Here is an 11,961-nt window from a genome sequence, read left to right on the forward strand (position 1 = left end):
AACCGGTAGCGCCGGGCCATGCCCGGCGGATTTTCCAGATGCCGCCGCGCTCGCCGGGCATGGCCCGGCGTTACCGCGTGGCTTATGCTTTCAACAGCCCAGCCGGCAGCTGCATGGTGATGCAGTGCAGGCTGCCGTTCTGCCAGATCAGCGAGCGGCAGGGCACCTGCACGATCTCGCGGCCCGGGTGGGCCTGTGCCAGCACGTCGCGGGCCAGGTCGTCGGCCGGGTCGCCATAGGCTGGCATCAGCACCGCGCCGTTGACGATCAGGTAATTGGCATACGAAGCAGCCAGGCGGCGGCCTTCATCGATAACCGGCTGTGCCCACGGCAACGGGAACAGGCGGTACGGCTTTCCGTCAGCCGTGCGCAGCGCGGCCAGCTCGGCGCCCATCGCCTGCAGCTCGGCGTAATGCGAGTCGCTGGCGTCGTCGCAGGCCTGGTAGACGATGCTGTCGGCCGAGGCGAAGCGGGCGAGGGTGTCGATATGGGCGTCGGTGTCGTCGCCTTCCAGATGGCCATGATCCAGCCACAGCACGCGCTTCTGCTGCAGCCAGTCGGCCAGATCGGCGCTCAGGCTGTCGCGGTCGCGGTCGGGATGGCGCTCGTGCAGGCACTTCCAGGTGGTCAGCAGGGTGCCTTCGCCATCGGTCTCGATGCCGCCGCCCTCCAGCGCGAACGGAATGCTGCGCACCGTCGCGTTGTTGAACACGCCGGCCTGGTCGAGCGCGCCGACCAGCTGGTCATCCAGGGTGGCGTCGAACTTGCCGCCCCAGCCGGTGAAGCGGAAGTCCAGCAGCTGGAAGCTGCCGTCGGCGCGGCGCAGGGTGATCGGGCCCGAATCACGCAGCCAGGTATCGTCGTAGGCGGCGGTGGTGAAGTGGACCTTGTCCATGTCGATGCGGTTGGAGCGCAGCCGCATCTCGGCGTAGGTCTCCACGTCATCGTCGGCCACGCAGATCAGCACCGGCTGGAAGCGGGTGATCGCTGCAACCAGGGCGATGTAGGTCTCTTCCACCTGGCCCAGGCGGTCGGCCCAGTCGGTGTCGGCGGTGGGCCAGGCAATCAGGACGCCGCTCTGGGCTTCCCATTCGGCAGGAAAACGAAGGGTCTGGTTCATGGTCTCGCTACACGCGCCCGCCGGGGGCGGGCATGGGGGTCAACGGATCGGCGGCTTGGGGCCGATTTCGTTCGGATCCGCCTGGTTTGCCACCACGTCGATCACCTTCTGCTTCTCGAAGTAGACGGTGAACTGCGGGTACACCCAGCGGTGGATGGTCGGCCATTGCCGTTTCTGCCCGCCGCGCGGCTGCAGCTGCTCTGCCGGCGCGCCGAACTGCGACTGCACCTGCTGCATGCTCTGGCCGCGGACGGGCAGGGCGCCGGCCGGCTTTTCACGGGCGCGGTCGACAAGCAGGGTATCGGCCAGCGCCGGGTTGGCGGCAGCCAGGGTGGCCAGTACGGCCAGGGTGCACAGGTAACGCATCATCTCGATCTACTCCCCAGTGGTCAAGAACAGCGATTACAGCAAAAACGGCAGGAAAAAACCGCATAAACAAAAAACCGCCCGAAGGCGGCTTTTTGCATCGGGTCGGCCCCGCGTGGGGCCAGCCGCGGTCACAAGGACCGTTGGGCTCAGCGCTGACGCGCCTTGAAACGCGGGTTCGACTTGCAGATGACGAAGATCTTGCCACGACGACGCACGACCTTGCAGTCACGGTGACGGGCCTTCGCCGACTTCAGGGAGGACAGAACTTTCATGGCATACCTCGGCGTAAACAGTAGTTGTTCGGGTGGAGCGTGGCCGCGATATGCGAAAGACAATCGGCAGTGGACGCTCGTTCAAGCCCGCCATTCTACCGGGCTTTTCCCCATGGTTTCAAGTGGTTGCACAAAAGGCCCGTTGCGGGGTGTCCGGCAGGGGCTAGAATGCCCCCTTCACACGCGCAAGGACCCCCATGAATCCACTTGTTCCCGTCCTGACCATCGACGGCCCGTCAGGGGCCGGCAAGGGTACCATCAGCCGCATCGTGGCGCGCCGGTTGGGCTGGCACTATCTGGATTCGGGTGCTCTGTACCGCGCTGTCGGCGTGGCGGCCAGCTGGGCCGACATCGACACCTCCGATGCCTCCGCGCTGGTGCGCTGCACGTTTGACACCCATGTCCAGTTCGTCGAGCAGGGCGATGCCATGCGGGTGCTGGTCAATGGCACCGACGCTACCGACGAGCTGCGGCTGGAGACCACCGGGGCGCTGGCGTCGGCAATTGCCGCCATTCCCGAGGTCCGGGCCGCCCTGAAGGAGCGCCAGCGCGCATTCAGGATGGAGCCGGGGCTGGTCGCCGACGGCCGCGACATGGGCACGGTGATCTTCCCGGACGCCCCCTATAAGGTCTTCCTGACCGCCAGTGCCGAGGAGCGCGCCGAGCGCCGGCATAAGCAGTTGAAAGACAAGGGGGTTTCTGTTAACTTTGATGACCTCCTGCGCGAGATCATGGCCCGCGACGCCCGTGATGCTCAGCGTACCGTGGCGCCCCTGAAGCCGGCAGACGATGCTGTCCTCATCGACACCACAGGCATCGGCATCGAAGATGTCGTTGCCAGAGTGATGGATCTGCTTCCGGTTCCGGCTGCCTGATCCGTTCGCGCGGGAGCTCTGCCAGCAGCATCGGTGGAGGTCGCGTATCTGCAGTGCTGTAAAAGCTCCGTCGCGCAATGATGCGTGGCGGTTTTCCTACTTCCACACACGACCTGCATTTCCGGGGTCGACCAACAGGCGGGCGGTAGCCATTCCCTGAAGGGAAGCCAGCCGACCCATGTGTCCAACAGAGTAAATCTAATGACCGAATCATTTGCCGAACTGTTTGAAGCCAGCCAGGCCAACCTGGCCAAGCTGAAGCCGGGCGCCATCGTCAGCGGTACCGTTGTTGAAGTCCGCGGCGACGTCGTGGTGATCAACGCCGGGCTGAAGTCGGAAGGCATCGTGCCGATCGAACAGTTCCGTAACGACGCCGGCGAAATCGATGTTGCCGAAGGCGACATCGTCAAGGTCGCCCTCGACTCGATCGAGAACGGCTTCGGTGAAACCGTCCTGTCGCGCGAGAAGGCCAAGCGCGCGATGGTGTGGGACGAGCTGGAAGAAGCGTTGGAAAAGAACGAAACCATCACCGGTCGCATCAGCGGCAAGGTCAAGGGTGGTTTCACCGTGGACATCAAGGATGTCCGCGCCTTCCTGCCGGGTTCCCTGGTCGATGTGCGCCCCGTGCGCGATCCGGCCTACCTGGAAGGCAAGGAGCTGGAATTCAAGCTCATCAAGCTTGACCGCAAGCGCAACAACGTCGTGGTCTCGCGCCGCGCTGTCGTCGAAAGCGAGCACTCGGAAGAGCGCGAGCAGCTGATGGACAAGCTGCAGGAAGGCGCGATCCTGAAGGGTGTCGTCAAGAACCTGACCGATTACGGCGCATTCGTGGACCTGGGCGGCATCGACGGCCTGCTGCACATCACCGACATGGCATGGAAGCGCGTGCGCCATCCGTCCGAAGTCGTCAATGTCGGCGACGAGCTGGACGTGCGCGTGCTGAAGTTCGACCGCGAGCGCAACCGCGTTTCGCTGGGCCTGAAGCAGCTGGGCGAAGATCCGTGGGATAACATCGCCCGTCGTTACCCGGCCAACAGCCGCGTGTTCGGCAAGGTCTCCAACGTCACCGATTACGGCGCGTTCGTCGAGATCGAGCCGGGCGTCGAAGGCCTGGTGCACGTCTCGGAAATGGATTGGACCAACAAGAACGTCAACCCGTCCAAGGTTGTGCAGGTCGGTGACGAAGTTGAAGTCATGGTCCTGGACGTCGACGAGGAGCGTCGCCGCATCTCGCTGGGCATGAAGCAGGTTGCCGCCAATCCGTGGGAAACCTTCGCTGCCACCCACAAGAAGGGTGACAAGGTGTCGGGCCAGATCAAGTCGATCACCGACTTCGGCATCTTCATCGGCCTGGACGGCGGCATCGACGGCCTGGTTCACCTGTCCGACATCAGCTGGGCGACCACTGGCGAAGACATCGTTCGCAACTTCAAGAAGGGCGACAACCTGGACGCAGTGGTCCTGGCCGTCGATCCGGAGCGCGAGCGCATTTCGCTGGGCGTCAAGCAGCTGGAGCAGGATCCGTTCGGCCAGTACATGGCGACCAATCCGAAGGGCTCCAAGGTCGAAGGCGTGGTGAAGGAAGTCGACGCCAAGGGCGCGATCATCGAGCTGGCCGACGGCATCGAAGGCTATGTTGCAGCTCGCGACATCGCCAACGAGCGTGTTGACGACGCAACCCAGCACCTGAAGGTAGGTGACAAGGTTGAAGCCAAGTTCGTGGGCATGGATCGCAAGGGTCGTACCCTGCAGCTGTCGATCAAGGCCAAGGACGACGCGGAAATGCGCGAAGTGCTGGAGGAATACCAGTCCTCTTCGGCATCCAGCGGCACCACCCAGCTGGGCGCGCTGCTGCGTGCACAGCTGAACGGCAACAAGTCCGAGTAATATCGGCCTTACGCTGTTCGTTGTTTCCTGGACGGCCCGGGCAATGCCCGGGCCGTTTCAGGCTGAGATGCCCCTGATGTGAGCCGGTAATGACCAAATCCGAACTGATCGAAATCCTCGCGCGCCGGCAGGCGCACCTGAAGGCCGATGATGTCGATCTGGCGGTCAAGTCATTGCTGGAAATGATGGGGGGCTCACTGTCGGCCGGTGATCGCATCGAGATCCGCGGCTTCGGCAGCTTCTCGCTGCACTACCGTCCGCCGCGCCTGGGTCGCAACCCGAAGACCGGCGAATCGGTTGCCCTGCCGGGCAAGCATGTCCCTCATTTCAAGCCGGGCAAGGAATTGCGCGAGCGGGTCAGCAGTGTGCTGCCGCTGGACGCAGATCCGGCCTGAGCCATCCGTCGCGCGACTTCGTGCGAATCCCACCACGAGTCGGATAAGCTACGGCCTCCTGCCAATGGAGCTGTCGCATGAAAGTTTTTCGTCTGCTGGTCCTGCTGGCGGTTCTGATCCTTGGTCTGATCATCGGTGCGGTCAACATGACGGCCATGTCGATCAACCTGCTGTTTACCCAGTTGAACACGTCCGTCGGTGTGGCGCTGATCGCCGCCCTGCTGATCGGTGTCGTGGTCGGCGCTGGCCTGGTGCTGGTAAGCGTGGTCATTCCGCTCTACGGCCAGCTGCGCCGAGCCAACAAGTCGGCGGCTGCGCCACCGGCGCCGGTGGCCCCCTCCCAATCTTCTGATGGACGTTGATCGACGATGGAATTCGTTTCCGAGTGGTTCTGGTTCTTCCTGTGCCTGCCGTTGGCGGCCCTGGCCGGCTGGGTGATCGGACGCCGCGGCGGTCAGCGCCACGGTGACAACCAGGTCAGCCACCTGTCGAGCACCTATTTCCGTGGCCTGAACTACCTGCTCAACGAGCAGCCGGACAAGGCCATCGAACTGTTCCTGCACATCGCCGAGCTGGACAAGGAAACCTTCGAGACCCAGGTTGCGCTGGGCCACCTGTTCCGGCGCCGTGGCGAAGTGGACCGCGCCATCCGCCTGCACCAGGGCCTGGTCAACCGCCAGGATCTGAGCGACGCGCAGCGCGTGCAGGCCCTGCTGGCACTGGGCGAGGACTACATGAAGTCCGGCCTGCTGGACCGTGCCGAAACCGTGTTCACCGAACTGGCACAGCTGGACCAGCGCGCACCGCAGGCGCTCAAGCACCTGATCGGCATCTACCAGGCCGAGCGCGACTGGGAAAAGGCGATCGACAACGCCACCCGCTTCGAAGATGTCACCGGCGAGCCGATGGGCAAGCTGATCGGACAGTTCGAATGCGAGCTCGCCGAGCGCTTCCGTGGCGCGGGCAAGCTGGAAGAGGCGAGGGCGGCCATTGCCCGTGCCTACCAGGCCGATGCCATGTCGGTCCGTGCCGGCATCATCGAGGGACGCCTGGAAACCGATGCCGGCAATGCCGAGGCTGCCGTGCGCGCCTTCGAACGTGCCGCCCGCAACGATCCGGAGTACCTGCCGGAAGTGCTGCCGGCGCTGATGGACAACTACCGCAAGGTCGGCGACCTGGGCGGCGCGCGCGCCTTCCTGTCCGAGATGACCGAGCATTACCGCGGCATCGCCCCGGTGCTGGCCCTGACCCGCCTGATGGAAGAGCAGGAGGGGGTCGCGCCCGCCCGTGCCTACCTCGGTCGCCAGCTCAAGGACCGCCCGTCGGTGCGTGGTGAATCGGCACTGATCGACCTCACCCTGGCCGAAGGCGCCGATTCCACCGCGACCCTGCACGACCTCAAGCACATTACCGACCAGCTGCTGGTGCGCAACCCCGCTTACCGCTGCACCCGCTGCGGGTTCGGCGCGCGCACCCACCATTGGCAATGCCCCAGCTGCAAGGAATGGGGTACGGTCAAGCCGCTGCTGAACTACGCGGTGCTCTGAACCATGCCGTGGCTTGTGATGGCCGCGCTGCTGGGCCTGGCCCTGCTCAGCGCGGCATTGACCTGGGCCGCGCGCGTGTATGCGCTGCGCAGGCAGCTGCTGGATCAGCCCGGCGAGCGCCGCAGCCACAGTGTCGCAACCCCTCGTGGTGGTGGCATCGCCATCGTGATCAGTCTGCTGGTCGCGGCTGCCGTGGCCGCTTTCTGCTGGCCGGACGCCGCGCCCAGCCTGGCCGTGGCCAGCCTTGGCCTGCTGCTGGTGGCCGGCATCGGCTGGTGGGATGACCACCGGCCGCTGCCAGCCATGCGCCGGCTGCTGGTGCATTTCCTCGCCGCGGCATTGCTGGCAGGGCTGGTCAGGATGCACGGCGGCAGCTGGCTGTTGAGCCTGCTGGTGCTGTTGTTCACCGCCTCGCTGATCAACATCTGGAACTTCATGGATGGCATCAACGGGATTGCCAGCAGCCAGGCCGTCATCGTTGCGCTGGGCTTTGCCACCGTGCTGCCCTGGCCCTATTCGCTGGTGGCTGTCGTTCTGGGCCTGGCCTGCCTGGGTTTTCTGCCATTCAATTTCCCGCAGGCGCGCATCTTCATGGGCGACGTCGGCAGTGGTGCGCTGGGTTATGCCGTGGCCGTCGTGCTGGCGGTCGCCGCACTGCACACCGACATCAACTGGATCCTGCTGTTGCTGCCGTTGTCTGCATTCCTTGTGGACGCGGGCTTCACGCTGCTGGCGCGCATGCTTTCAGGGCAACGCTGGATGGAACCCCACACCCAGCATGTCTACCAGCGCGCGGTGCAGGCAGGAGCCAGCCATGCGCAGGTGACAGGGACGTATTTTGTTTTGGGCCTGTTCAGCATTACAGTGTTCAATATCTGCACCAATCTGCAGCCGAGGTGGGAGGCTGTCGTAGCGGTCGCGTGGTTTGCCGCGTTGACCCTGCTGTGGCTACTCCTGCGCAATGGATTGCGCCACCGATAAGGAATGACTCGATCTATGTCTTCACCCTGGCGGGACAGAATCCTCGGCCTGATGCCGCGTACGGCCATCGTCTGCCACGACTTGTTCATGGTATGGGCCTGCTGGCAGCTGTTGCATGCAGGTCGTTACTCGATCCTCGCCGACGCTCCCGCATTGCCGTTGTGGAACGTAGATACGACGCTGGTGCTGGCGCTGCAGGGAATGGTGTTCTGGCGCATCGGCCTTTATCGCGGGCTGTGGCGCTTTGCCAGCGTCAGCGACCTGTTGAACATCTTCAAGGCCAGCTTCATCGGCCTGATCGCCATTGTCCTCGTACTGGCCTGGAAGCGCTTCGACGGCGTGCCGATGTCGGTGCTGGTGATCTATCCGTTCGCACTGTCGGCACTGCTGGGCGCACCGCGCCTGCTGTACCGGGCATGGAAGGACTATCAGTCGCTGCAGTCCGACTCGACCGCGCGCCGCGTGCTGATCCTCGGTGCCGGCCAGGCCGCTGAGACCCTGGTGCGCGACCTGCGCCGGTCCGGCAATTTCGAGCCGGTCGGCCTGCTCGATGATGCACCGCACCTGCGCGGCGCCAAGCTGCAGAGTCTGCCGATCCTGGGGACGCTGGACGACGCACCGGCGGTGGCCCGCGAGACGGCGGCCAAGCTGCTGGTGATCGCCATGCCCTCGCTGGATGCGGTGGGCATGCAGCGGGTGGTGGCCATCTGCGAGAGCACCGGTATTCCGTTCCGGACCGTGCCCAAGCTCAGCGACATCCTGCAGGGACAGTCGCTGCCGGGCCAGTTGAAGGAAGTGGCGATCGAAGATCTGCTCGGCCGCAAGCCGATCATGCCGGACTGGAACCTCATCCGTGGCTGGTTGGGCGGCCGCACGGTGATGGTGACCGGTGCCGGTGGCTCGATCGGGTCCGAACTGTGCCGCCAGTGTGCGCGCCATGGCGCCGGTCGCATCGTGCTGCTGGAGATCAGCGAGCTGCTGCTGTTGACCATCGAGGGCGAGCTGCGCCGCAGCTTCCCTGATGTCGAGATCGAGGCCGTGCTCGGTGACTGTGGCGATCCTGCGGTGATCCGCCATGCGCTGTCGCTGCACCCGGTCGACACCGCCTTCCATGCGGCTGCCTACAAGCATGTGCCGGTGCTGGAGCGTCAGTTGCGCGAAGCCGTACGCAACAACATCCTGGCGACGGAGAATGTGGCCCGCGCCTGCCTGGAAGCCCGTGTCGAGCACTTTGTGTTCATCTCGACCGACAAGGCGGTGGACCCGGTCAATGCGCTGGGCGCCAGCAAGCGGTATGCGGAGATGATCTGCCAGAGCCTGGACCAGAAGTCCACGCACACCCGTTTCGTGACCGTCCGCTTCGGCAACGTGCTGGCGTCGGCCGGCAGCGTGGTGCCGCTGTTCCGCGAGCAGATCCTCAAGGGTGGTCCGGTCACGGTGACAGACCCTGAGGTCAGCCGCTATTTCATGACCATTCCCGAGGCCTGCCAGCTGATCCTGCAGGCGGCCGCGTCGGCCTCGCATGGCGCGATCTATACCCTGGACATGGGCGAGCCGGTGCCGATCCGGGTGTTGGCCGAGCAGATGATCCGCCTGGCGGGAAAACAGCCCTACAAGGAAATTCCGATCATCTATACCGGTCTGCGCCCGGGCGAGAAGCTGCACGAGACGCTGTTCTACTCCGACGAGGACTACCGGCCAACCGCGCACCCGAAGATCCTCGAGGCCGGCGTCCGTACCTTCTCGCGCGACATCGTGCTGGGCAATGTGCCGAAGCTGCGCGAGGCCATTGCCCGGTACGACATCGATACGATCCAGGAAATCCTGTTCGCGACCATGCCGGAATTTTCGCCAATCGAACAGGATGCTTACATTTCATCGGCTAAGGTTGTGCCCTTTCCGGCACGTGAGGCCAACAGGCACCAATGAGCAAGCGCATTCGCAAGGCGGTATTCCCGGTAGCAGGTCTGGGCACGCGTTTTCTTCCGGCAACCAAGACGGTGCCGAAGGAGATGCTGCCGATCATCGATCGGCCGCTGATCCAGTACGCTGTGGATGAGGCGATCGAAGCAGGCTGTGACACGCTGGTGTTCATCACCAATCGCTACAAGCACGCCGTCGCCGACTATTTCGACAAGGCCTACGAGCTGGAGCAGAAGCTCGAGCGGGCGGGCAAGCACGAACAGCTCGAGTTGATCCGCCATGTACTGCCGGAAGGCGTGCGCGCGGTCTTCGTCACCCAGGCCGAGGCCCTGGGCCTGGGCCATGCGGTGCTGTGCGCCAAGGCGGTCATCGGTGACGAACCGTTCGCCGTGCTGCTGCCCGATGACCTTATCTGGAACCGTGGCGCCGGTGCGCTGAAGCAGATGGCTGACCTCAACGAGGCCAGTGGTGCCAGCGTCATCGCGGTGGAAGACGTGCCCCACGACAAGACGGCCAGTTACGGCATCGTCGCCACCGAGGCGTTCGATGGCCGCAAGGGGCGTATCTCGCAGATCGTGGAGAAGCCCAAGCCGGAAGACGCACCGAGTGACCTGGCGGTGGTGGGGCGCTACGTGCTGAGCCCGAAGATCTTCGAGCTGCTCGAGCAGACCCGCACCGGTGCCGGCGGCGAGATCCAGCTGACCGATGCGATCGCCGAACTGCTGAAGACCGACGAGGTCGATGCCTATCGTTTCGAGGGCACCCGTTTCGACTGCGGCACCCATCTGGGGCTGGTCGAGGCGACGATCCGCTTCGCGCTGGACAACCCGAAGCTGGCCGGCCCGGCGCGGGAGAAGCTGGCGGCGATGCTGGCGGAATAAGGTTTATCAAGCGCTCCGTCAGCGCCTTCCTGCCAAAGTGGGGGAGGCGCGGGCAGGCCGCTGCAGGACACGCCGTAAACCCATCCCTGGGGGCTCGATGGCGCCATCCATGGCGCCAACGGTCCTGCAGCGGCCTGCCCACGCCTCTCGACAGTTTCCTGCGGTCGCGGCCGGGAAGGGCGGAATCAAGGGCAGAAGCAAAAGCAAAAAGGCAGCCACTGGCTGCCTTTTTTCGTAGGCCGGGGTCAGATCCCTTTGCGCAGCAAGGGATCTGACCCGGCCTGACCCTGCCTTTGCTCATCCCTCCGCCGCGGGGAGGCTGGAAGGGCCGGGTTGGCAGGGCTGCCCGGGACCGTTGGCGCCATGGATGGCGCCATCGAGCCCCCATGGATGGGTTCACGGCGTGTCCCGGGTAGCCCTGCCAACCCGGCCCACGCCTTGAAGCCCAACGAGGCAACGCTTTGAACCTTACAGCGCCTCGAAAATGCCCGCCGCACCCATGCCGGTGCCGATACACATCGTCACCATGCCGTACTTCTGCTGGCGACGGCGCAGGCCGTGCAGCAGGGTCGCGGTACGGATCGCGCCGGTCGCACCCAGCGGATGGCCCAGCGCGATCGCGCCGCCCAGCGGGTTGACCTTGCTCGGGTCCAGACCGCAATCACGGATGACGGCCAGCGACTGCGCGGCGAAGGCCTCGTTGAGCTCGATCCAGTCCAGCTGGTCCTGGCTCAGGCCGGCCTGCTTCAGCGCCTTCGGAATCGCGGCGATCGGGCCGATGCCCATCACTTCCGGGCGCACGCCGGCCACCGAGAAACTGACGAAGCGGGCCAGCGGGGTCAGGCCGTAATCCTTGATCGCCTGTTCCGATGCCAGCAGTACCGCACCGGCGCCATCGCTCATCTGCGAGGAGTTGCCGGCAGTGACGGTGCCGCCGAACTGGCCGTTGCGGAACACCGGGCGCAGCTTGGCCAGGCCTTCAGCGGAGGAATCCGGGCGCGGGCCTTCGTCGGTGTCGGCCACCTTGTTGCGGGTGATGATGCGCTTGCCGTCGGCCAGATCGGGCTGGTGCGAGACGATCTCGTACGGGCTGATCTCGTCCTTGAAGTCGCCGTTCTGGATGGCGGCCATGGCCTTCTGGTGCGAGGCCAGGGCGAACGCGTCCTGTTCTTCGCGCGAGACCTTCCACTCTTCAGCGACCTTCTCGGCGGTGATGCCCATGCCGTAGGCGATGGCGACGTGGTCGTTGTCGAACACGCTCGGGGCCATCGCGATCTTGTTGCCCATCATCGGCACCATCGACATCGATTCGGTGCCGCCGGCCAGCATCAGGTCGGCGTTGCCAAGGCGGATCGCGTCGGCCGCCTGCGCCACGGCCTGCAGGCCGGAGGAGCAGAAGCGGTTCACGGTCTGCGCGGCGATGGTGTTCGGCAGGCCGGCCAGCAGCACGCCGATGCGGGCCACGTTCATGCCCTGCTCGGCTTCGGGCATCGCGCAGCCGATGATCGCGTCATCGATGCGGTTGACGTCCACGCCCGGCGCCTGTGCCACGACGCTGCGCAGCACGTGGGCGAGCATGTCGTCGGGGCGGGTGTTGCGGAACATGCCCTTGGGCGCCTTGCCAACCGGGGTGCGGGTGGCGGCGACGATGTAGGCGTCCTGGATTTGCTTGGTCATTGCAGTGATCTCTTGAATAGGGGTTGGAAGAGGT

At 64.8% G+C, this 11,961-nt stretch carries 12 protein-coding genes; 8 read left to right on the plus strand and 4 right to left on the minus strand.

Annotated elements, in window-relative coordinates; translation table 11 throughout:
- Positions 1 to 82: 82 nt before the first annotated feature.
- The 3 genes from LMF57_RS08405 to ykgO form a co-directional block, all read right to left on the minus strand.
- Complete coding sequence (locus LMF57_RS08405; RefSeq protein WP_229291206.1) at positions 83 to 1,120, minus strand: agmatine deiminase family protein; 1,038 nt, start codon at positions 1,118 to 1,120, stop codon at positions 83 to 85.
- Between the two features lie 39 nt (positions 1,121 to 1,159).
- A complete protein-coding gene (locus LMF57_RS08410; RefSeq protein WP_229291377.1) occupies positions 1,160 to 1,486 on the minus strand; it encodes a hypothetical protein in 327 nt (108 codons plus the stop codon).
- Positions 1,487 to 1,635: 149 nt separating this feature from the next.
- Positions 1,636 to 1,761 (minus strand): type B 50S ribosomal protein L36, encoded by a 126-nt coding sequence (gene ykgO, locus LMF57_RS08415; protein ID WP_005409283.1) that lies wholly within the window; start codon positions 1,759 to 1,761, stop codon positions 1,636 to 1,638.
- Between the two features lie 197 nt (positions 1,762 to 1,958).
- On the opposite strand from ykgO, the gene cmk reads away from it, so the two are divergent.
- The 8 genes from cmk (at position 1,959) to galU (ending at position 10,250) form a co-directional block, all read left to right on the plus strand.
- Positions 1,959 to 2,636: a (d)CMP kinase gene (gene cmk, locus LMF57_RS08420; RefSeq protein WP_049466145.1), complete on the plus strand. Its 678-nt coding sequence runs from the start codon at positions 1,959 to 1,961 to the stop codon at positions 2,634 to 2,636.
- A 201-nt stretch (positions 2,637 to 2,837) separates the two neighbouring features.
- On the plus strand, positions 2,838 to 4,523 hold the full coding sequence (gene rpsA, locus LMF57_RS08425; protein WP_049466147.1) for a 30S ribosomal protein S1: 1,686 nt from the start codon (positions 2,838 to 2,840) through the stop codon (positions 4,521 to 4,523).
- Positions 4,524 to 4,612: 89 nt separating this feature from the next.
- Positions 4,613 to 4,918: an integration host factor subunit beta gene (locus LMF57_RS08430; RefSeq protein ID WP_005409286.1), complete on the plus strand. Its 306-nt coding sequence runs from the start codon at positions 4,613 to 4,615 to the stop codon at positions 4,916 to 4,918.
- Positions 4,919 to 4,995: 77 nt separating this feature from the next.
- Positions 4,996 to 5,280: a lipopolysaccharide assembly protein LapA domain-containing protein gene (locus LMF57_RS08435; RefSeq protein ID WP_117310181.1), complete on the plus strand. Its 285-nt coding sequence runs from the start codon at positions 4,996 to 4,998 to the stop codon at positions 5,278 to 5,280.
- Positions 5,281 to 5,286: 6 nt separating this feature from the next.
- Positions 5,287 to 6,465 (plus strand): lipopolysaccharide assembly protein LapB, encoded by a 1,179-nt coding sequence (gene lapB, locus LMF57_RS08440; protein WP_049466151.1) that lies wholly within the window; start codon positions 5,287 to 5,289, stop codon positions 6,463 to 6,465.
- A gap of 3 nt (positions 6,466 to 6,468) precedes the next feature.
- On the plus strand, positions 6,469 to 7,446 hold the full coding sequence (locus LMF57_RS08445) for a glycosyltransferase family 4 protein (protein ID WP_117310182.1): 978 nt from the start codon (positions 6,469 to 6,471) through the stop codon (positions 7,444 to 7,446).
- A gap of 15 nt (positions 7,447 to 7,461) precedes the next feature.
- Positions 7,462 to 9,375: a nucleoside-diphosphate sugar epimerase/dehydratase gene (locus LMF57_RS08450; protein WP_162887633.1), complete on the plus strand. Its 1,914-nt coding sequence runs from the start codon at positions 7,462 to 7,464 to the stop codon at positions 9,373 to 9,375.
- Positions 9,372 to 10,250, plus strand: coding sequence for a UTP--glucose-1-phosphate uridylyltransferase GalU (gene galU / locus LMF57_RS08455; protein ID WP_117310183.1), 879 nt, complete (start codon positions 9,372 to 9,374; stop codon positions 10,248 to 10,250). The genes LMF57_RS08450 and galU overlap by 4 nt, the downstream gene beginning before the upstream one ends.
- A gap of 468 nt (positions 10,251 to 10,718) precedes the next feature.
- On the opposite strand, the gene LMF57_RS08460 is transcribed toward galU, so the two are convergent.
- Positions 10,719 to 11,927, minus strand: coding sequence for an acetyl-CoA C-acyltransferase (locus tag LMF57_RS08460; protein ID WP_032977565.1), 1,209 nt, complete (start codon positions 11,925 to 11,927; stop codon positions 10,719 to 10,721).
- Positions 11,928 to 11,961 lie beyond the last annotated feature (34 nt).

It is taken from the genome of Stenotrophomonas sp. SI-NJAU-1 (assembly GCF_020883215.1).
GTDB lineage: Bacteria > Pseudomonadota > Gammaproteobacteria > Xanthomonadales > Xanthomonadaceae > Stenotrophomonas > Stenotrophomonas indicatrix.